The organism is Archangium lipolyticum (genome assembly GCF_024623785.1).
GTDB classification, from domain to species: domain Bacteria; phylum Myxococcota; class Myxococcia; order Myxococcales; family Myxococcaceae; genus Archangium; species Archangium lipolyticum.
In genome coordinates, this window is sequence record NZ_JANKBZ010000001.1 from 529059 (window position 1) to 550387 (window position 21329).

16 protein-coding genes are annotated in these 21329 nt (G+C 68.6%); 9 read left to right on the forward strand and 7 right to left on the reverse strand.

The genetic code is table 11. The features are described from left to right. Nucleotides 1-160: 160 nt before the first annotated feature. From NR810_RS01860 to NR810_RS01875, 4 genes are all read right to left on the reverse strand, one after another. Nucleotides 161-1924, reverse strand: coding sequence for a hypothetical protein (locus NR810_RS01860; protein WP_257446804.1), 1764 nt, complete (start codon nucleotides 1922-1924; stop codon nucleotides 161-163). A gap of 137 nt (nucleotides 1925-2061) precedes the next feature. Further along, entirely contained in the window at nucleotides 2062-2661 is a 600-nt protein-coding gene (locus NR810_RS01865) for an HNH endonuclease (RefSeq protein WP_257446807.1), read from the reverse strand. Next, entirely contained in the window at nucleotides 2655-4052 is a 1398-nt protein-coding gene (gene selA / locus NR810_RS01870) for an L-seryl-tRNA(Sec) selenium transferase (RefSeq protein ID WP_257446811.1), read from the reverse strand. Before selA ends, NR810_RS01865 begins: the two co-directional genes overlap by 7 nt. Nucleotides 4053-4121: 69 nt before the next feature. After that, nucleotides 4122-6512, reverse strand: coding sequence for a transglycosylase SLT domain-containing protein (locus tag NR810_RS01875; protein ID WP_257446813.1), 2391 nt, complete (start codon nucleotides 6510-6512; stop codon nucleotides 4122-4124). Between the two features lie 102 nt (nucleotides 6513-6614). Between NR810_RS01875 and NR810_RS01880 the strand changes: the two genes are divergently transcribed. The 5 genes from NR810_RS01880 (at nucleotide 6615) to NR810_RS01900 (ending at nucleotide 14968) form a co-directional block, all read left to right on the forward strand. Then, nucleotides 6615-8861 carry a sensor histidine kinase gene (locus tag NR810_RS01880; protein ID WP_257446816.1) on the forward strand — a complete coding sequence of 749 codons (2247 nt, stop codon included), beginning with the start codon at nucleotides 6615-6617 and terminating at the stop codon, nucleotides 8859-8861. A 105-nt stretch (nucleotides 8862-8966) separates the two neighbouring features. Further along, complete coding sequence (locus tag NR810_RS01885; RefSeq protein WP_257446819.1) at nucleotides 8967-10796, forward strand: DUF1549 domain-containing protein; 1830 nt, start codon at nucleotides 8967-8969, stop codon at nucleotides 10794-10796. Next, a complete protein-coding gene (locus NR810_RS01890) occupies nucleotides 10796-11809 on the forward strand; it encodes a hypothetical protein (RefSeq protein ID WP_257446822.1) in 1014 nt (337 codons plus the stop codon). Before NR810_RS01885 ends, NR810_RS01890 begins: the two co-directional genes overlap by 1 nt. 12 nt (nucleotides 11810-11821) lie before the next feature. After that, the gene (locus NR810_RS01895; RefSeq protein ID WP_257446825.1) at nucleotides 11822-13402 is read left to right on the forward strand and encodes a DUF1501 domain-containing protein; all 1581 of its coding nucleotides are present in this window, start codon (nucleotides 11822-11824) and stop codon (nucleotides 13400-13402) included. A 1083-nt stretch (nucleotides 13403-14485) separates the two neighbouring features. Continuing rightward, a complete protein-coding gene (locus NR810_RS01900) occupies nucleotides 14486-14968 on the forward strand; it encodes an anthrone oxygenase family protein (RefSeq protein WP_257446829.1) in 483 nt (160 codons plus the stop codon). Here the strand turns inward: NR810_RS01900 and sitI6 are convergent. Together sitI6 and sitA6 are read right to left on the reverse strand one after the other, a co-directional pair. Then, nucleotides 14946-15707 carry a SitI6 family double-CXXCG motif immunity protein gene (gene sitI6, locus NR810_RS01905; RefSeq protein ID WP_257446831.1) on the reverse strand — a complete coding sequence of 254 codons (762 nt, stop codon included), beginning with the start codon at nucleotides 15705-15707 and terminating at the stop codon, nucleotides 14946-14948. The two genes, NR810_RS01900 and sitI6, sit on opposite strands and share 23 nt — an antisense overlap. Nucleotides 15708-15732: 25 nt before the next feature. Continuing rightward, a complete protein-coding gene (gene sitA6 / locus NR810_RS01910) occupies nucleotides 15733-16437 on the reverse strand; it encodes a SitA6 family polymorphic toxin lipoprotein (RefSeq protein ID WP_456062026.1) in 705 nt (234 codons plus the stop codon). A gap of 105 nt (nucleotides 16438-16542) precedes the next feature. On the opposite strand from sitA6, the gene NR810_RS01915 reads away from it, so the two are divergent. Together NR810_RS01915 and NR810_RS01920 are read left to right on the forward strand one after the other, a co-directional pair. Beyond that, nucleotides 16543-17253 carry a zf-TFIIB domain-containing protein gene (locus NR810_RS01915; RefSeq protein ID WP_257446837.1) on the forward strand — a complete coding sequence of 237 codons (711 nt, stop codon included), beginning with the start codon at nucleotides 16543-16545 and terminating at the stop codon, nucleotides 17251-17253. A 28-nt stretch (nucleotides 17254-17281) separates the two neighbouring features. After that, on the forward strand, nucleotides 17282-18043 hold the full coding sequence (locus NR810_RS01920; protein ID WP_257446839.1) for an AAA family ATPase: 762 nt from the start codon (nucleotides 17282-17284) through the stop codon (nucleotides 18041-18043). A 9-nt stretch (nucleotides 18044-18052) separates the two neighbouring features. Here the strand turns inward: NR810_RS01920 and NR810_RS01925 are convergent, their stop codons facing one another. Next, entirely contained in the window at nucleotides 18053-18958 is a 906-nt protein-coding gene (locus NR810_RS01925) for a hypothetical protein (RefSeq protein ID WP_257446842.1), read from the reverse strand. 66 nt (nucleotides 18959-19024) lie between these two features. Here NR810_RS01925 and NR810_RS01930 point away from each other — a divergent pair, with 66 nt between their 5' ends. Both NR810_RS01930 and lnt read left to right on the forward strand, forming a co-directional pair. After that, nucleotides 19025-19669, forward strand: coding sequence for a hypothetical protein (locus NR810_RS01930; RefSeq protein ID WP_257446845.1), 645 nt, complete (start codon nucleotides 19025-19027; stop codon nucleotides 19667-19669). Next, nucleotides 19666-21297, forward strand: coding sequence for an apolipoprotein N-acyltransferase (gene lnt, locus NR810_RS01935; RefSeq protein WP_257446848.1), 1632 nt, complete (start codon nucleotides 19666-19668; stop codon nucleotides 21295-21297). The genes NR810_RS01930 and lnt overlap by 4 nt, the downstream gene beginning before the upstream one ends. The last annotated feature ends 32 nt before the right edge of the window (nucleotides 21298-21329 follow it).

The window sequence follows — 21329 nt, forward strand, 5'->3', positions numbered from 1 at the left end:
CCGAGCCCCGGGGAATCGGGCTCCGGGCGCGCGGCCCCACCCGCGGGTTGGGCGGGCGAGGACGAACGAGCGGGTTGCGACGCGGAGGAGGGACTGAGGGAACTCAAGGCACCCGTATCAAAACCCGTCCCGCGCCCCGCGTCGACTCCCTGGCCGTTCGTTATTGGATGACCACCCGGCAGGTGCAGGCCGAGGTCCCATCACACGCGCTGCCAAACCCATTGCGGCACGACAGGCCCGAACAGCAAGGGTTGGTCGGCGAGCACGCCTGGCCGCTCGACGAGCAGGTGGCACCGGGCTGGCAGGAGCCCACCGTGCTCCCCAGGGGGACGTCGCAGCGCAGGCCCGAGCAGCAGTCCGCGGTGGTGGTGCACAGACCGTTCTGAGGCTGACACACGGCGGGTGCGGCGCAAGTATTGTTCGAGCAGATGCCCGAGCAGCACTGGGTACCGCCGGAGCACGCCGCCCCGTTGGCCGAGCAGGTACCACCCGAGGAGCCGCCGTCCGGGGTACCGCCCGTCCCCCCGTCCGTCGTGCCGCCATCCGCAGCAGGGGGCGGCTGGGTGGGGGGCACCTGGCAGGCGCGGGTCAGCTCGGAGGTGCGCAGGCACTGGGTCCCCGGGCAGCAGGTGGTGCCGCCGTCCGAGTCGCAGCGCGTCCCCACCGGGGAGCACGTCCCCCCGGCGCCGCCGTCCGCACCCGTCCCCGAGGAAGGCGCCTGACACTTCAGGTTGCCGCTCGAGTCCGGCAGGCACAGCGAGCCGGAGCAGCACTGATCGCTGAACTGGCAGGTGTTGCCCGGGTTGATGCAGCAGGAGGGGTTCTGGCTGTCATAGCCGTTGGGGCACACGCTGGCGCCACCGAAGCAGCGCGGCACACCGGACGAGTCCACCTTGCACACGTCCGTCTTGCCATCGCAACAGTTCTGCGGGGCGCTGATCTTGATGACACCGCCGTCCGGCAGCTTGCCCGTTCCGCAGATGTTGCCCGTGGGCTGGCACGCATTGCCGTTGTCGCAGCGGCCCTCGTTGCAGGTGACGTTGGAGATCGTCCCGCTGCCGCAGCAGATGGCGTCACCGGTGCAGAAGTTGCCCGTCAGCTTGCAGCCACCCACCGGCTGACACACCTCGGCGCCGTAACCGAGATCCACGCAGGTGCGCGAGCAGCAGTTGCTGCCGCTGCCGCACGGATTGCCATCCTGGAGGCACCCGCCACCACCACCGCCGGAGATGGTCTCGCAGCGGCCGACGCCCCCGGGCTCCGCGGAGCAGGAGTTGCCGCAGCACTCGGCGTCCTGGGTGCAGATGTCACCATTGGCCTTGCAGACCCACGAGCGGGCACAGACGCCGTTCTGGCAGTTCTTCGAGCAGCACTGGTCCTCGGTGGCTTCCGTGCAGGACTGGCCGAGCACCTTGCACGTGTTGGACGTATCCGCCAGCACGGCGCACGTGCCGCCCGTGCACGTCTTCGTGCAGCACTGCTCGTCGGTGACACACGCGCCGCCCTCGTCGAGGCACAGCGTGGAGGAGCACTTGCCGTTGAGGCACGAGTTGCTGCAGCACTCCCCGCCCGTGGCGCACATCTCTCCGGCGCTGCGGCACAGGTTGTTGGCCTCGGGACACCTGCCGTCCTCGCCGCACACGCCCGTACAGCACGCCGCGCCCTGGTCGCGATCACACATGGCTCCGGCCGACACGCAGTAGGAGCCCGAACCGCCGTCCAGGTCCACCCCGCTGGTACCACCATCCGGCAGGTTTCCGGACACGCCGCCGTCCGGTTCGGGCGGGAGGACGACGCCCGAATCCTCCTCGGGGACTCCAGCGTCGTCGCCGGGGTTGTTCTGCGTCCCCCCGCAATCACAGCCCACGATACTGATGGTCACTGCCAGGGCCCCCAGCAGCAACCAACGGTTTCCTCGCATCACGAGTGACTCCCTCTGGTGACGGCCGGCCCCGGCCCCCCTGGGTACGAGGGGTCCGACCACGTGCGAGGGAGACCCGTGGAAGGACTCACCGGCCACGGGCTACGGATTGGCTGGGAAACGACAGACGGGAGGGACCGTCAGTCGTCGAGCAGCTCCACGTTCCAGTACGAGGCATCGGCCAGGTTCAGGAACGGCAGCCACTCACGGTAGGTGACGCGGCGCGAGGCACCCCGGAAGAGGGGCGTCCAGCGGGGCCGCATGGGCACCTTGAGGAGCTTCATGTGCGCCTGCTCCGGCGTGCGGCCGCCCTTCTTCAGGTTGCAGGGCACGCACGAGCACACCACGTTCTCCCAGCTCGTCTTGCCACCCTGGGAGCGGGGCACCACGTGATCCAGGTTCAGCTCCGAGCGCGGCAGCGTCCGGGCGCAGTACTGGCAGGTGTCGTGGTCGCGCGCGTAGATGTTGAGGCGGGAGAAGCGGACCCGGCCGCGCGGCAGGTACTCGTAGGCGGAGAGCACCACCACGCGGGGTACGCGGATGCGCCGGTTGATGGTGTTGATGCTGTCGTGCGGGGCACTGGCGCTCAGCTCGGCCCAGTCCTTGAACTCATAGAGGCGGTACTGCGTGTCGATGGCCTTCGCGACGCCCAGATAGAGCAACGAGAGGGCCCGCTTCACCGAGGTGACATGGACCGGTTGGTAGTTCCGGTTCAGGACGAGAACGGCGCTGTTCAACATGGCTGCCTTCCCTGTGAGGCCGCTCCAACGGCTTCAGCGACCGGCCCGAGGTCCTCCTCCGCCAGGCACCGAACGTCGAGGACCACCTCTCCGTCCGAAATCCGCCCGATCACCGGAACGTCCGCCTCCCGGAGGTATTCCAGGAAGCCCGCCGGCTCCCCAACGGTGAGGATGCATGCGAAGGAAGGCAACCGGGCCAGGGGCATCGCTCCCCCGCCTACCTGCCCCGACGTAGGAGCCACGCGGGCCTTGGCTCCCTTCCCCGCCAGCAGCGCGAGCAGCCGCTCGGCGCGGGCGCGCAGCTCCTCCGGGGACTGGGTGAGCAACCGGTACGTAGGCACCGCCTCCGGCCGCCCGTCCCGGTACAGCTCCAGCGTGGCCTCCAGGGCCGCCACCGTCATCTTGTCGATGCGCAGGGCCCGGGTCAGTGGATGCTTCTTCACGCGGGCGAGCAGCGCGGCGCGGCCCACGATGATGCCGGCCTGTGGCCCACCGAGGAGCTTGTCGCCGGAGAAGGCCACCACGTCCGCCCCGGCGGCCACGGTGGCCGGCACGGTGGGCTCGCCGGTGAGACCCTCGCCCGTGAGCGGCAGCAGCGCCCCCGAGCCGAGGTCCACGAACACGGGCACCCCGCGCGCGTGGCCCAGCGCCGACAGCTCCTTCGTCTCCACCTCCTCGGTAAAGCCCACCAGCGCGAAGTTGGAGCGGTGCACCTTCATCAACACGCCGGTGTCCGGCGTGAGGGCCGACTCGTAGTCCGAGCGCCGGGTGCGGTTGGTGGTGCCCACCTCGACGAGGCGCGCCCCGGACTGCTTCATCACGTCCGGCACCCGGAAGCCGCCGCCGATCTCCACCAGCTCCCCACGCGAGACAATGGCCTCGCGGCCCGCGGCCAGCGTGGCCAGCACCAGCAGCGCCGCGCCCGCGCAGTTGTTCACCACGAGGGCATCCTCGGCGCCCGTCAGCCCGGTGAGCAGCTCGATGACGGGGGCGTAGCGGCTGCCCCGCTCGCCCTCGTCCAGGTCGTACTCGAGGTTGGAGTAGCCGCGCGACACCTCGGCCACGCGGGCCACGGCCTCGGGAGCCAGGGGGGAGCGGCCCAGGTTGGTGTGCAGCACCACCCCGGTGGCGTTGAGCACGCGCCGCAGGTTGGGCGTGGCCAGGGCGCGCAGCGCGTCCTCCACATCCGAGTCCTGGAAGGGACGGGCCTCGCCGCGCAGGAGCCGCTCGCGGACCCGCTCCACCGCCAGCCGCAGCGCCGCCACGGCCCGGGCGCGCGGAATACCCGCCAACCGCTCCTCCAGGGAGGGACGGCGCAGGAGCTGCTCGATGGAGGGGAGCGCGCGCAGCAGCGCGTTCTTCCCCCCGTCGTTGGTCGAGGGTGCACCCACGACCGGAAGTGTAAGGGACCGGGGACGCTCGCGCCAGCCAACCCGCCTGCCCTTCACCTCGAGTTCACATCACCTGCTGGCCTGCACGGCGGGTGCCTTGGCCGGCCGCCCGTAGAGCAGCTGGTAGGTGTTGTAGGAGCGCAACACCCGCTTGATGTAGCCGCGCGTCTCCGCGATGGGCACCTCTTCCACCCACGCGTCCAGCGGCATGCCCGGGCGGTCCGAGCGCCACCGGTCGATGGCCAGCGGGCCGGCGTTGTAGCCGCCCACCGCGAACGGGGTGTGTCCGGAGAAGCGCTTCACCAGCGAGCCCAGGTAGTGCGCGCCCAGCTTGATGTTGATGTCCGGCTCCAGCAGGGACTGGTTCGTCACCTTCTTGAGCTTGAGCTGGCGCGCCACCGCCTGCGCCGTGGAGGGCATGAGCTGGGTGAGGCCCAGCGCGCCCGCCCACGAGAGCGCCTTCGGATCCAACGCGCTCTCCTCGCGCATCAGCGCCTGGAGCAGATCCGGCTCCACGCCGGCCGCGGAGGTGTGCTTCTCGATCAGCTCGCGGAAGGCGTTGGGATAGGCCACCTCCCACACCGGCCGGGTCTCCGGGGTGATGCGGCCGCTCAGGTCGCGGCGCAGCGCCACGCGGGCCACCGCATGCGCGGCGCGCTCGTCGCCGGCCCGCGCCAGCATGAGGACGAGCAGCCGGACGTTCTCCGGCGGCAGGTTGGAGCGGTTGACGGCGAGCAGCTCCGAGGACACGGCCTCGGGGAAGCCCAGGCGCATCAGCTCCACGGCGGCGGTGAAGTGCGGATCCTTCTCCATCGTCCCCGCGTGCAGCGGCCAGGGCTCGCGGCGCTCCTGTTTGGTGAAGTCGAGCTGAGGCTCCACGCGCTTCATCCGCGCCGGCTCCAGCGAGCCCAGCATCGTGCGCGCCATCAGCCCGTAATAGGTGGCCGGGTGCTCCACCGCGAGCTGCTCGAAGAGGTCCGCGGCGCCCTTGGCATCACCCCTGTCCTGAAGGGTGCGCGCCCGCCAGTACCGCGCGCGCTCGAAGTCGTACGTCTCGTCCGCGTCGGCGAAGCGCTTCTCGATCTCCACGAGGCTGGCGAGCCCGCCGTCCTCCGCCTTCAGCGTGCGGGAGATCCAATAGTTCTTGAAGAGCGCCTCGCCGAGGAAGTCGCCCTGGGGATAGAGCTTCGACAGCTCCGCGAGCCGCTGCGCGGCCTGCTCCAGGCGGCCCGTCTTCACGTACAGGTCCGCGGCGTAGAAGAGCGCGTCGTCGGCGAAGGAGTGCTCCGGGAACTCCCGGGCCAGCCGCTCGTACGTCTCCGTGCCCCTCACCTGGTCCACGATGGAGCGCGAGGAGCCGAGCACGTAGAGGGCGCGCGGCAGCAGATCGCGATCCTTGCACTGCTCCACCACCGGAGTGAGGGCGGCGATGGCGCGGGTGTGCTGACGCTCCTTGCGCTGGCCCTTGCCGTAGGCGAAGTGGGCCCGGCAGGCGAGCGCATCGGGCAGCTTGAGCTTGGGCAGCAGGGGCTCGAGCACGTCGAGTCCCTGGCGGTTGCGGTTGAGCTCGATGAGCTGCTCACCGCGCACCACCTTCATCTCGAGGGGAGCCTGCTGGCCCTTCAGGCGCTTCTCCGCCTGCTTCGCCAGGGGCGTGAGGGGGTGAGAGGCCCACAGGCGCCAGAGGAACTCGCGCTCGCGGGTCTTGTCCTTCTTCTCCGCGGCGATGTCGGCGCTGGCCAGGAGGGCCTCGGCGCCGACGTTGCGGCCCCACGAGGGAGAGGCGCGGCTGGACAGGGGCGCGAGAGCGGCGAGCGCGGCCTCGGTGTCCTTGGCCTTGCGCAGGACGCGGCCGAGCGCCAGGCGGGCATCGGCGTACAGCCGGGAGCTGTCGGGCACCTGGGCGAGCAGCACGGCCGCGTCGCTGAAGCGGCCGAGCGACTCGAGGGCCACGCCGGCATGGGTGAGGCAGCGGTCGCGCAGCGCGGGGTAGTCCCCGGCGAGGGAGGTCATCTCCTCGGCGGCGCGCTTGTCGTCCCCGGCGCGCACGGCGCTCAGGGCGCGCAGGTAGCGCACGGGGAGCGAGTTGCCCTCCTTCTCGAGCAGCTCCCGGGCGCGGGTGTAGAAGCCCTTGTCGAAGGCCTCCTTGGCCTCCTTGCGCTTGCCCTCGGCGAAGTACGGGGACAGGTCATCCAGCCCGTAGGCACGGCCCTTGAAGATACGGGGCGGCGTGGGGGCGGCCGGGGGCGGGTCCGGGAACGCGGGGTTGAGCACCTCCACGTACCCGGGGGGCACCAGGACCTTCTCCGAGTCCGGAGGCGGAGAGAGCTGGGCCTCGGACGGAGCATTCTGCGTCTGGGCCTGGGGAGCCGCGGAGGGCTCCTCGGACGGGGGCGCCTGGGTGAAGGCCAGCGAAGTGGCGGCGGCGGCGGCGGCGAGCAGGGGGACGAAGGCTTTCATACGGGAAGGGCCCTCAGGTGATGGGCCTGGGCAGCCCCGGAGACAACTGGAAGCAGGGAAAAAATTTCCGCGGTCGAACGAAGGTTAGACTGGCCACCACACATGGACATCCGGACACAGAGCGCGCTCCTCGCATCCATCATCGGGCTGGCGCTCGGCGTTTCCATGTTGTTGAGGGCGGGACGTCCACGAGTGCTCACGCTCTACTCCGTCTTCGCGCTGACGGTGGGCGGGTACTACCTGTCCAGCTTCTTTCACAGTCTCTTCGGGGGCGCTGAGTACCCATGGGTGTCGAGGGTGGCCGTCGGTGCCACCATTCTACTGGCTTCCCTGGTTCCTGGCGCGGCAGTGGCCTTCTTCCTCGAATTCTTGGGGGTGAGCAAGGGCACGCATCTGCTCGGCAGGCGGCTCGCTGTCCTCTCCGCCGTCTTCGGCCTGGGCGTGGCAGTGTCGCCTCTCGCACAGAAGGACTGGGCGCGGGTGGCCATGGGCGCCTGGGTGTTCGGTGCCCTGCTGGGCTCGGTTTCGTTGCTGCTCCGACGAGTCCGCACCACCGAGTCGCGAATCGAGAAGCTGCGGCTGACGTACCTGGCCATCGGGGCCGGGGCCGCCATCCTGTTCTCCGCGTTGGACCTGTTGGGGCGCTTCGGCCTGCCCTTCCCCGCCCTGGGGCCGGTCTTCACCACGCTCTACCTGTTCTTCCTGGCCCAGACGCTGCTGCGGCTGCGGCTGATGGATCTGCACGAGCTGCTGGGGAAGATCGCCTCGCAGACGGTGCTGGCCACCATCCTGGCCGCGGTCTTCACGGTGCTGACGGTGTGGGTGGACGAGAACAACACCTCGCTCTTCCTCTTCAACACGGTGGTGGCGGCGTTCGTGGTGCTCATCCTGCTGGAGCCGCTGCGGGTGAAGGTGGAGGAGCAGGTGGTGGCCATCTTCTTCCGCGAGCGCTTCGAGCTGCTGCGGGTGCTGGGCAACGCGCGGGCGAGGATGGCGGGCGTCATCGAGATCTCCGAGCTGGCGCGCATGGTGATGGACGCGCTGCACGAGTCGGGGCGCATCACGCACGCGTCCCTGTTCCTGCTGGCGGAAGATAGGCCGGGCTACCGGCTGCTGGATGCACGGGGCCCGGTACCGGTGAGCTTCCTGGACACGGGCGCGGCGCGCGGCGTGCTGTTCGCGGTGGCCTCGGGACAGAAGGCGGTGCTGCTGGAGAACCTGGAGCGGCGCATCGCGGTGCTGCGGCAGCAGGCGACGGAGGGCAAGCGCTTCCGGGACGAGCTCAAGCGGCTCAACGACACGCGCGCGGCGCTCCTTCAGATGAAGGCCGGCATCACCGTGCCGCTGCTGGGCAACGACCGGGTCATCGGCTTCCTCAACCTGTGGGACGAGCGCGTGCCGGAGGCGTACGCCTCGGACGAGATCGCCCTCATCCTGGAGGTGGCCGAGCGGCTGGCGACGGCGCTGGAGAACTCGAAGCTGTACGAGAAGATCCGCGAGCGCGACCGCCTGGCGGCGCTGGGCGAGATGGCGGCGGGCCTGGCACATGAGATCCGCAACCCGCTGGGCGCCATCAAGGGCGCGGCGCAGTGCCTGGATCCGAAGCGGCTGCCGGGCGAGGAAGGCGAGTTCCTGGAGGTCATCGTCGAGGAGGTGAACCGCCTCAACGGGGTGGTGTCGGCGTTCCTCGACTACGCGCGGCCCCTGAAGCAGACCTTCGGACCGACGGACCTGAACGAGGTGGTGACGCGGACGGTGCGGCTCATCCAGAACGAGATGCCCCAGGGCATCGGGTTGAAGGTGGAGCAGGAGGAGTCGCTGCCCCGGGTGGAGGCGGACGCGGAGCAGTTGAAGCAGGTGCTGATCAACCTGGTGCAGAACGCGATGCAGGCGATGGCCGACACCGGGGGCACCATCACGGTGAAGACGATGAGGCCGGAGCGCTTCAGCGACTTCCGCCCCTCGGGTGACTCCTTCGTGGAGGTGCACGTGTCGGACACCGGCCCGGGCATCCCCTCGGAAGAGCATCAGCACATCTTCGTGCCCTTCTACACGACGAAGCAGAAGGGTACGGGGCTGGGGCTGGCCATCTGCCAGCGCATCGTGAAGAACCACGGCGGGACGCTGTCGGTGCAGAGCAAGCCGGGCGATGGCGCGACGTTCATCATCCGCCTGCCCATCCCTCCGGCCGAGCCGCTCCAGGTGCCGGAGCCGGCCATCGTGGACGGAACGCCCTTCCCCACCACGAGGCCCGCCGAGGCCCAGCCCTCGGAGGGCGCCACGGCGGAAGGCGGACCGTCGAAGCCCGAGCGCAAACCGAAGCGCGAGAAGAAGCGCCGCGCGAGCTGAGAGCGCTTCCTGGCTCGAACCTTCAAATGCCTCTTTAAGTGAAAAATCGCGACCATACCGATTAAGTCCTTTTCCCTGAAACAGTTCACCAGTAGTCTTCGGTGAATGCACTGGCATTTGCCCTCGAAGAGCGCGGCCATGCTGACGGTGATGCTCGCGAGCTCCGGACTCGTCGGGATCGACGCGCACGCCCAGCAATGCACTCCTGAGACTCCCCAGACGGTGGAGCCTCCCAACGACCGGATGAGCGACACGCGGCTGCTACGGCGCCTCGTGCTCGGGCTCACCGGGACCACGCCCACCGTCGAGCAGTACGAAGCGATGGCGGCCGCGGCCACGCCGGAAGCACGAGAAGCGATCCTGCGCTCGACGCTCGATGACGCGCTCGCCTCGCCGAAGTTCTACGAGCGGATGCTGCGCTTCGGACACGAGTGGATCGCGGTGGGCGCGTACACCACCGGCGCTGCCGGCGACGCGTACCAGGGCGACATGTCCGGCCACCTCTTCAAGTGCGCCGCGAACACCCTGCACCCGGGCGCGTACTACCACGTGAACGAGTCGAAGGATCCGGACAAGCAGTGCAACGACCAGGATGCGGACGGCAATCCCGCCGTGCCCGTGGTGAACACGGTCGAACCCTGGTGGGCACCGGGAACGAGGGTCGAGGTGCTCGGCAAGGCCGGCTCCAACGTCACCCAGGTCCTCGACGCCAAGGGGCAGCCGCTCGACTGCGGCATCGCGAGCGGCGGCTACTACGATCCCATGCTACCCGGCGGGTGTGGCTGCGGACCGAACCTGGTGTGGTGCTCACCACTCGCCGGCCTGGGGAGCGCGAGCACCCACGACCTCAACGTTCAACGGCGCCATCCGTACGAGGAACCCGCGCGCCTGTTCGCGCACCTCGCGTGGCACGACCGGCCGCTGTCGGATCTCGTCATCGGCAACTACTCGGTGGGAACCAACTGGCTGCGCGCGCTGTACGTGCGCCTCGGCCGGCAGATGGGCAGCAACGCGTTGGACGCGAACACGACGTGGTGGCGCCCGGACGCGGACGGCGCACCGAGAGACCCGCTGCACCCGACACCGAATGATCCGCAGGCGTGGCGCGAGTTCGTGGTCGAGGATCTGGAGCCCTTCCACCTCGCGCTCACCAACAACCGGGCGCGCTCCGGCAGTCTCGATCGCACGTACCGCTTCGATCCCCGCACCACGACCGAAGCACCCAAGGGCCTTCCCACGGCCGGGGTGCTCACCATGATCGGCGCGATGTCCTCGTTCCCGCGCGAGCGCGTCCGGGCCGCGCGCTTCCTGGAGATCTTCGCCTGTCAGAGCTTCACGCCTCCTCCCGCGGACGTGCACTTCCCTCCGTACGACACCGATCCCGCGAAGGGCGGAACGTGCCTGCACTGCCACAAGACGCTCGATCCCGCGGCCATCTCGTTCAAGCGGTGGGATTTCAATCCGGCCTCGAGCTACTACGTCCCGTGGCCCTTCATCCCCGGCATGGGCCGTCACCGCGTCACGAAGCAGTGGCTGTCCGGGCAGTATCCGTACGGCGGCAACTCGCCGGGCAACCGGTGGAGGAACGCGTTCCTCCCCAACACCGTGATGACCCCGGTCACCCCCGAGCAGATCACGGCCAATCCGGAAGCGGTGCTGCTCGACACGATGCCCGAGTCGTACACGCTGCTCGGTCAGCCCGGTGACGGCACGATGGGTCCGCTCGGGTTCGGAAAGCTCCTCGTCCGCTCCGGCGAGTTCGATCGCTGCGCCTCGCGCAAGCTCTACTCGATGTTCATCGGCCGTGAGCTGGACCCGGCCTCCGAGAAGCACTTCATCGACAAGCTCGCCCGGGAGTTCGTCGCACGCGACCGCAAGCTCCGGCCCTTCATCCGCTATCTCTTCGAGCAGCCCGAGCTGCGGAGGGGACTGTAATGAGAACACCGCGTTCGATGTTGGGAGCCGCCGCGCTGACCGCGCTCGTGCTCACCGCCGGAGCCTGCACCGAGACGAATCCGGGCGAGAACTGCCCTCCCTCGGGCAAGAACGAGGAGATCCGGCTCGGGCTCGCGCCCGCGTGCGAAGGGTGCCACCTCACCGGCAACAAGCCGTTCTTCGCCTCGCTCACCGCGTTCGAGAACGGGCTCGTGTACGACGAGCGGTACGTGAAGCGCGGAGATCCCGACAACAGCCTGTTGATCCAGCTGCTCGAGGGAACCGCCTCGGGAAGCTACCCCCAGATGCCACCGGGTCAGCACTACGACGAGCTCGTCGCCAGCGGCAGCGTCAAGCTGACCATCGAGCAGGTGAAGGCCTGGATTCGCGAGCTGCCCCCTCCTCCCGAGCGGCTGGAGGCTCCGAATCCGGAGGCGTTCAGCGTCCGCCGGCTCTCCGCCGAGGAGATGGTGGTGAGCTTGATGGATCAGCTCGGGCTGACGCTCGAGGACTTCGTCAGCACCAGTGATCCCAACTGGCGCAACAGGGAGTACGTGGTCAATGGCGGCAAGCTCTTCGTGTGGCCCGGAGACTGGGCGCCCGGCATCTCGCGCCAGTACGTCTCCGACTCGCGCAGCGTCGAGCGGTTCGATGCGCTCGGAGGCGGCAACTCGCTCGTGTACCGCAAGAAGGACGTGACCTTCGGTCCCTCCGCCGCGCAGACGCTGGTCCAGATGTCGCAAGCCTGGTGTGCGCGCGCGGTGGACAAGAAGGGCAACACGGCGGTGCTGCGCTACGCGACGCTCGCCGACACCTCCGCGAAGAACCCGGACGCGGTGCAGAAGAACCTGCGCACGCTCTACCTGCGCATGCTCGGACAGCCTCCTTCGGAAGCGGAAGCGAAGGAGCTGTACGAACGGGTCTATCTCCCGCTCGAAGCGCAGAGCACGCGCATCGCCTGGATCGGCGTCTGTGCGTCCCTCATCCGTCACCCGCTGTGGATCACCTACTGAGCCGAGGACACCATGCCGAACACCTCTCGTCGCACACTGCTCAAGTGGGCCCTCGGAGCCGGACAGCTCGCGCTCCTCGAACGCGCGGGGCTCCTCGGTTCGAGCACCGCTCGCGCCGCGGACATCGACGTCCCCTCACGGCTCGCGGTGCTCTACATCCCGGGTGGCTACCGGCCGGCGTATTACTTCACCCCGATGGACGACGCGGACATTCCGCTCTGCGTGCCAGCGCCTTCCGACTACAGCCAGGAGCCCGTCTTCTTCGACGCGAGCAAGCTGGTGAACCTCGCGCCCCCGAACGGGCCCTACAAGCCGCTCCGGACCTGGCAGTCGTGGAATCCCCTCAACCCCGCCGAGCGCGGCGGCTTCAGCCCGCTCATGTACGGCTACTCGCACTTCGCGCTGCACGAGCAGCTGAGCGTGCTGCACGGCATCGACCAGGGCACCAACGACCACGCGAGTGCGTTCATCGCCTCGATGTGCGGCGTCGCCGGCGCGGACTACCGGGCGCCCGCCGTCCACTCGGTAATCGCCAACCACCTGTTCGAGAAGTACCGCGAGAGCAGACCGCTGCCGTTCGTGGTCGTCACCGGTGAGCGCGGTACGCCACTCGGGATGGGGCTGCCCTCGCACGCCTCGCCCGTCCGCGTACCGTCGATCGAAGCGCTCAAGCCCCAACTCTCCGCGAAGCCCTCGGACAATCCCTGGTGGACGGGGCTCGATGCGCGCACCGCGGGGCCCGAGCTGGACGCGCACGGTCAGCCCACCGGCGGCACCTTGAAGACGACCACGGTGGAGCGCTTCTCGCTCTCGCGCGCCCAGCAGCTGATGGAACGCTCGACGTCGAAGGTGGACAACTACCTCGAGGGCCTGCATGGCTCGCTGTCGTCGGTCTCGCGCGTGCTCGCGACGGATGTCGTGTCCGTCCTGGAGAGCACCAAGGGCATCGACACGCTGAAGACGAACCGTCCCGCGTACCTGTCGAGCTATCTCTCGAACCAGTCGTTCACGTACACGTTCGGCCTGGCGAACTTCCACCTCACCGGGCTCGACCCGCGGATGGATCTCGCGCTGCGCCTGCTCAAGTCGGACCTCTGCACCTCGGTGCACGTCTCGCTACAGCTCGACTTCGACACGCACAGCGCCTCCGGCCATGGCTACAGCTGCGCGCACGGCCGCGGACTGATGGACTGCGTCGCGCGCTTCCTGGGAGAGCTCAAGGCCGCACCCGCTCCCGGCAAGCCGGGCAAGACGCTGCTCGATGACACGCTCGTGCTGGTGATGAGCGAGTTCGGCCGCAGCTGGGCCTCGCGCGGAAAGGACGGCACCTACTCCCTGCCGGATGATCACCACCCGTACACCTCGGTCTTCTTCGCGGGCGGCAACGTGGCGGCGAACCGGCAGGTGGGCTCGTACACCTCGCGCGGGCTCGGCGTTCCGGTGGACATCATCGAGGAGAACGGCCAGCCCTCGAAGCGCGTGCCCAGAGCCGCGGATGCCGTGACCACCGCGCTGCGGATCATGGGCATGGACACGCACGAGTTCTTCATCCCCGGTGGTTACGGAGAGGTCCTCGGGATCCGGAGGGCGTAGGACGTGTCTTGGTCAGCCTGAACGGCGGCCATGCACCCCACGGCGTTCGCGCCCTTTCGTGACGCCCTCGGAGCCGAGACCTATGAGGCTCCGAGCCCGCGCCAGTGCGAGCTCAACCTGTTCCCGTGCCGCCGGATGCGGCGGTCGAGGTCGAGCCCGTCGCTCAAAATCAGCGATGAGCGCTGCTGTTTTTCTCATCCCCGCTGGAGACGCACTGGCGGCCTGGGCTGCCCAGCCACATACCAACAGGCGGCAGTCCATCGTGGAGTAACCCAGTCTCTCCATCCGCCGTAGGTAAGGCGAGAACCTCTTCCACGGACCGGCACGAGTCTCCATGAGAAGGGTCTTGGTGATCCGCCTCTGCACTTCTCGTCTCCCGACGGCGGTACGCATCTCCTTCACAAACCGCTTCTCGAGCTGCTTGAAGGCCTGGATCTTCTCAGAAACGGGTGCATCCCGAAGCGAGAGGTAGAGGCGATCCCACTCTTGCGACAGGCGCCCCAGCCGCTCCTCGTCTTCCTTTTTCAGATGCCTGGGCATGGCAGCCGCACCCCGTTCCATGTGTAGAGCGCCTGTGGCCAGAAACCATGGGACGTGCAGTATTCCAAGCAGGATGCACAGCGGCTTTCACCCTCGATGCGGCCCGGCAGACGTTCACCACCCGCGTCCACGCACTTCTCGTAGTAGTCCACGCACCGATCCTTGGTGGACTTGTCCGTCGCGCGGATCTCATTCGTGAGGGGGACTTTTCCCGTACCGGGAGGTACGACAGGTCCTGGATCTGGAGTCCTGGGTGTCCTGGGCGTCGTCCCCAACTGCTCGCATGCGGCCTCCACTCCGTTCTTGCACATGCAATCCAGCGTGCTCGCGCACCCCGGTCCGGGACCAGGCCCCACGGCTTGACGCAACTGCCGCTGGCCGCCAGCACAGCCCGCGAGACAGATGCACGTCAGTGTCGGCCACAGAGAGGAGCGCATGCCACCATCGAAGCACCTCCTCCCCGCTCAGGAGCAACGCGCCTTCAATCCAAGCGTCACCCTTCTCACGTCCAGTGCATGGCGGGAGTCGTAGTACCGTGGAGTGATGTTCCGAGGTCCACTCTACGCATTGACCTTTTTCTCGGCGCTCGGCAGCGGCCTCATGGCCGGGCTGTTCTTCGCGTTCTCCACGTTCGTGATGAAGGCCCTCGCCCGCCTCCCGCCAGCGCAGGGAATCGCCGCGATGCAGTCCATCAACGCCACGATCATCAGGCCCTCCTTCCTGGCGGTGTTCCTCGGCACGGCGGTGGCCTCGCTCGTCCTTGGAGTGTCCGCGCTGCTCTCCTGGGAGCGGCCCGGCGCGCGCTACCTGCTGCTCGGCGGCGCACTCTATCTGCTCGGTGTCATCGGCGTGACGGGCGTGTTCAACGTCCCGCGCAATGACGCGCTCGCGGCCGTCGATCCGGCCCAGGCGAACGCCGCCAGCCTGTGGGCGAGCTACGTGTCGGAATGGACGGCGTGGAACCATGTGCGCACGGCCGCGGCGCTCGGGGCCACGGCCTCGTTCATCCTCGCGCTCCTGGGGTAGGTGCCGTCCCCGGAGCGCCCGTGCCCAGCTCCTTGAAGACGACCCCATCCAGCTCCAGGCGGAGCACCGCGTCCACCAGCCGCTCGCTGGCGATGATGAGCGTCGAGGCGTCGGCCAACCGGAAGACGTCCACGTGCTCCGGTAGCGATGTCGCGTCGAGCCAATACAGCTCCGGGACGCTGTAACCCCTGACGGCGCCACAGGTGGAACATGGAGGTTCCCCGGGAGGTAGGCAGTCCGGATGAAATCGCCCGTGGATTTCGAGCTGGAGGTCTCGCAGCTCAGGTGCGTGCCTGGTACGGAACCTCACCTGGGTAGGACAGCCAAGAAGGCCGCGTACCCCCGCGCTCTGCAATCGCTCGAGCGCCTCGTGACGTATGCAGAAGAACCAGGGATTTTGGATGAAAAGCTGCCCGAAGTAGCCCAACCCTGTTCCTTGCAGCGGGCCAAACGCCGCTCCCGGTTTCAATTCGGCCCCCGGAGGTGCCAACGGGCGCACCAGCTCACGCCGCCGGACGAACTCCTCGCGCGGGACGGGCCAGGAATCGGACAGCTTCTTCAGCTCCTCGGGAGGCAGGCCCGACAGATCCACGCTCGGATATTGGGCCATCGTATGCCCTTCTGGTTGCAGATCGCAGACAGGACAGGGCTCCACGCCGGGCAGTCTCCATTTGCGCGAAGCATTCAGGTTGCCCGTGTAGCGCGGTGATGGGTCGCCCCTGAGCTGATAGAATTTCATGCGTTTGTGCCTCCTGTCATGAAGTTCAAGGGGTGAGGAGCGGAGGCACCGGAGCGTAGTACGGTCTGATCGGACCGGCGATGTCGAAGCGCAGGGCCAGATCAAAGGCCTTGCGAATCAGCGCCTCCCGCGGCACTGGACCTGGGTTGGCCTCGATGAACTGCCGCCACGCCTCGTTCCACAGTCCGCCATTCGCGCCGCGATGAATGCGCAGGTGCACTTGTTCCGGGATGAGCATCGTCCACTCGTGGATGTTGATGCCACGCTCCGTGAACCATTGCCTGAACTGCTGCGCCTGGGGAAAGAGGTGGTGTTTGATCAGCTTGCCTTCGATCCGGGGGAACGCTGGGAGGAATCCCTGGCGGTAGCGGAAGTGGAAGGTCATGCGGGGCCGGGCGTCCTCCCGAAGCCCCGCGCGTCTCCAATTGCGCTGAGTCCCCGGGCTGCGAAAAGGCGGGCGAGAGAACCGCGCCAGTTCCGCCACATGCGCCAAGGGCACGTGCGCGAGCGCCTGTGGGTCCACGTCCGCGCAGTCGAAGAAAGCGCACTCGCCCTCGTCACAGGCCAGTACGACGCACTGGTCAGCGCTCACATCGTCGCAGGAGGTGGTGTTGTCAACCGCTGTCACCTCCCATGCACGCAAGGCAGGTGAGGAGGTGGCGCACGCAGCCTGCAGCAGTGCGACGAGCAACAGCGACAGCAGGCCTCGGGGCCGGAGGACTCGGGTCATGAGGGCCCGAAGTCTCAGGTGGAGCAAGCACAATTTCCAAGGACCAGACTCGTGCAGCATGAGCAGGTGCACGGACTGGAGTAGAATGCCGCCCCCGGAACGCCCATGCTCCCCTGCCCCTTCTGCGCCAAGCCCATGCACCCCACCCTCACGGGAGGACTCCTGCGCGAACACTGTGGCGCGTGCGGAGCCGTCTGGTTCGAGGGCGGCACCCTGGCCAAGGTGCTGGGTACCCCGACGGCCGAGGCGCTGGTGGAGCAGGCGCGCGGCAAGCCGGGTCAATGCAAGGGCTGTCAGGGGACGTTGGAGTACGTCCCGAGCTGCCCGGCCTGTGGGACGAGCGCGCCGAGCTGCCCTCGTTGTGGCACGTCACCGCTGGCGATGACGACGGTGACCGTGGCCAAGGAGGCGGAGGTCGCGGTGGACGTGTGCACCCGCTGCCAGGGGGTGGCGCTGGACCCCGGCGAGCTGGAGGTGCTTCAGCAGGCGGCGGAGGCGGAGCGCGAGACCTGGCTCGAGGAGATGCACGAGGGCCCCAAGGTCCTGGAGACCACGGCCTCCACCTGCGCCGGCTGTGGACGCCCGCTGAAGCCGCAGCACGCCTTCACGTGGGAAGAGCGGACATGGTGCGGAAGCTGCGCGCCCGCCGGAGCGAGCCCGGTGGAGATCCGGCTCACACCTCGCACCCCGAACGGCGGGCTCGACGCGGATCTCTCCGACCTGTACCAGTCGGGCCGCACGGGCATGGCCCTGGAGGTGGTGGGCGACGCCGTGAGCTCCGCCTTCTCCTGGCTCTTCTCGAAGCTGTTGCGTTGAGGCGCATGACAGGCAGGGTGTGAAGCACATGGCACGCACGAAGAAGGCAGCGGGTGGGCTCACGGGCGGGATGGACTCCTTCTTGCGCTCCGTGACGATCAGGCGCGAGTCCGTGCCGGACCTCGGAAAGTATCCCTTCAACATCCCGTCGGTCCGCGGCCTGGAGACGCTGGACTTCCACCCCCAGGTCACGTTCTTCGTGGGCGAGAACGGCAGCGGAAAGTCCACCCTGGTGGAAGGGATCGCGGTGGCCGCGGGCTTCAACGCGGAGGGCGGGAGCCGCAACTTCAACTTCGCCACGAGGCGCTCGGAGTCCGACCTCCACAAGTACCTACGGCTCGCCCGAGGAACCCGCAGGCCGAAGACCGGCTACTTCCTGCGCGCGGAGAGCTTCTTCAACGTCGCGACGGAGATCGAGAACAACCCCGATGCCATGGCGGGTCACGGTCTCGTCCGCCACCATGAGCTCTCCCACGGCGAGGCCTTCATGGCGCTGATCCAGAAGCGCTTCTGGGCCAACGGGCTGTACATCCTCGACGAGCCGGAGGCCGCGCTCTCACCGCAGCGCCAGCTCGCCCTGCTCCGCTCCATCCACGATCTGGTGCACGAGGACTGCCAGTTCGTGATCTCGACGCACTCGCCGCTGCTGATGGCCTACCCGAACGCTCGCATCTACCACCTGTCGGAGAAGGGCATCTCCGAGGTGGCCTACGAGCAGACAGAACACTACGCCCTCACGCGAGACTTCCTCCTGAACCGCGAGGCCTACCTGCGCCGGCTGCTCGACTGAGCCAAGGGCTCACAGCAGGAACATCGCTCCCATGAACGCGGGAATGCCCACGTAGTAGAGCACCGCGCACGTCACCTCCACGAACCGCCGCACACCCCGCGCGTGCCTCGGAGAGATCCACACCGCCACGAAGGCCACCAACTCGAACAGCACGCGCAGGAGGCTCGCGTACACCACGAGGCACCCGGTGTAGTGGGCCCAGTAGGTACCGAAGCTCTGCAGGTACGGTCCGAGCCCGTACATCTGGTACTGCCCGAATGGCCCGCCGTAGGTGATGTACTGGTTCGCCCGGAACATGATGACGGTGGGCACCAGCGGGAACAGGACGAACTTGATCAGCCAGTGGTACCAGCGTCGGCTCGCGAGCACCGACCGGGCGTGCGCGAAGACGACGTGCGGATGCCGCGCCGCCGCGGAAACCTCGGGTTTCTCCCGGCCAATCGCCTCCAACACCGGCAGTGGATCCGCCACCTGCGGCGAGTACTGGAAGTCACGCCCTGACTTCATCCGCAGCGAGAACCCCGCCCCCGGCGGCAGCCACCACACCCGGACGACGTCCACCGAGGCGAGGGGTATCTCGAACCGCTCGTCCCGGCGCTCCAGCACGAGCTGCCCCGGCTCGACGGAGAAGGTGGCGGTGGTGAGCAGGCGGAGGAGCCGGGTGAGTCCGAACAGGACGAGCGCGAGCAGGGCGCACCAGCCCGCCCGCGCGGGCGGTACGGGGTTCTGCGACCCCGTGAAGGTGAAGGCCATGACCAGCACGGAGGCGTAGAGGACGGTGAGCGCGGTCAACACCTGGAGCGCGGAGCCGAGGAGCCGCAGCGCCAGCGGCCAGGCGTGGACCTGGAAGCGCGGGGCCGAGGCCTGGCCGTTGACGGGGGGCTCCGCGGGAGCATCGGCGTGCATGGTGGTCATGGGGGGACGGATTGCCCGGACAACAGGGGGCCCGTAGCATACGAGGCCCAGAGAACAGGGGCGAGAATGGCTTCGCAGCCTCCCAACCAAGAGCGGCACGTCGACCGTGACGGCGTGACGCGCATCCAGCGCAAGCGCACGGGCGGCAACGGCACCTGGCTCGTCTGGGTGGCGCTCGGCGTCACCGTCTTGTGCCTGCTCCTGAGCGCATGGCTGGTGTCCTCGCCGGACCCCGTGCCGGACAGTCAGGAGCCCGCGCCAGTGAGGGTCGCGCGGGCCACTCCCCCCTCCTCCCCTCCTCCTGCTCCGAAGCTGGCATCATCGGCTCCGAGGCCCGCGCCCCAGCAAGCCGCTCCAGCCGCACCCGAGCCCGAGGCCCCCGCGGAGCAGCTGCCCGAGCCCCAGCAGGCTCCCGCCGAGGGCATCCACCTGTACCGCCCGGGCACCAGTCCTCTCATGCAGGGCATCATCGTCCCCGAGGACTTCCCGCTGCCCGAGGGCTACGTGCGCCACTACCAGGCCACGGACAACGGCGAGCGCGTGCAGCCCATCCTCATGTTCCATCCGGACTACAAGCCGACCGATTCGAACGGGCAGCCCGTCGAGCTGCCCTCGAACCGCGTCGTCCCGCCCGAGCTGGCGCCCCCGGGAATGCCCATCGAGATCCTCGAGCTTCCCGCCGGACCCGAAGGAGTGGAGCCCATCCCATGAGCGCGAGCGCGGTCCGCTCGCGGCACCTGGCGGCCCTGCTGCTCGGTGTCGCGGGCTCCACCGGCCTCATGTGGCTGTTCGGAAGCCTGGAGGCACGGTGGGTGGCGCTCGGCTGGCTCGCGTTCGTTCCCTGGTTGTGGGTGCTGGATCGAGCCGGCTCCCGGCGTGAGGCCGTGCTCGCGGGCGCGGCGCTCTCCCTGTCCTTCACCGCCGCCATCTTCGGCTGGTTCCCCGGGGCGCTCCAGAGCTACTCCGGGGCGCCCCTGGCACTGTGCTGGCTCGCCCTGCTGGTGCTGGCACCCTTCATGGAGCTCCAGTTCATCACCTTCGCGCTGGCACGCCACCACCTGCGCAAGGCGCCCCAGGAGGGCCCGCTGGCCTTCTGGCGCGTCGCGCTCACGGGCGCGCTCGTGTACGTGGGCACCGAGTGGCTGAGCCCCAAGCTCTTCGCGGAGACGCTCGGCCAGGGCCTCTACGCCTCCGAATCCCTGCGGCAGGGCGCCGACATCGCTGGAGCGCACGGGCTCACGCTCCTCCTCCTCCTTGGCAACGAGTGCGTGCTCGCGGCGGGCCGAGCACTCGTGGCCCACGGTCCACGAGCCGGTTTCCGGCGTGCGATGGCACCCCTGGCCGGATTGGCGGTGCTCGTGCTGGGCGGATTCGGGTACGGGCAGTTCCGCTACCGGCAGGTGGCCGGGCACGAGGCCCAGGAGCCGGAGCTCGTGGTGGGCGTCGTGCAGGCGAACATCACGAAGTACGAGAAGCTCGCGGCGGAGATGGGTATGTACGACGTGGTCCGGATGGTCCTGGACACGCACTACCAGCTCTCGGACGAGCTGCTCCAGAACCGGAAGCTGGACCTGCTCGTCTGGCCCGAGACGGTGTACCCGACGACCTTCGGCACGCCGAAGAGCGAGGTGGGCGCCGAGTTCGACGCGGAGCTCTCCGCGTTCGTCACGCAGCGCCGGGTGCCGCTCCTCTTCGGCACGTATGATCTGGAACAGCAGCGCGAGTACAACGCCGCCATGCTCCTGGGTCCCGGGCGCGATGGAACGCTGGCGCGCTCGGCGTACCGCAAGACGATGCTCTTCCCGCTGACGGAGTGGGTGCCCGAGGCGATCGACTCGCCGTGGCTGCGCGAGCGGTTGCCCTGGACGGGCTACTGGAAGCGCGGCCCCGGTCCCCAGACCCTGAAACTCCCGCTGCGCGAGGGCCGGTCACTCACCCTCGCGCCGCTCATCTGCTACGAGTCCATCTTCCCCAGCTACGTCGCCGAGGAGGCCCGGCGCGGCGCCGAGCTGATCCTGACGCTGTCCAACGACTCGTGGTTCTCGGGGACACCCGCGCCGAAGCTGCACCTGATGCACGCGGCGTTTCGCAGCATCGAGACGCGGCTGCCACAGGTGCGCGTCACCAACTCGGGTATCTCCGCCCTCATCAGCCCCACGGGCGAGGTGCTCACCGAGGTGCCGGACGACCACCGCGCGAGCCTGGCCGTGACGGTGCCTCCCGCTCCGCGCCTGTCCACATTGATGGTGGCCTGGGGAGACTGGCTGGGACCCACCGCCCTGCTGTTGAGCGCGGTGCTCCTGCTCGCGCCCTCGCGGCTGGCACGGCGGGGCGCGTAGCCCCTGCCCTCTGATTCACGCCAACCCCCGGC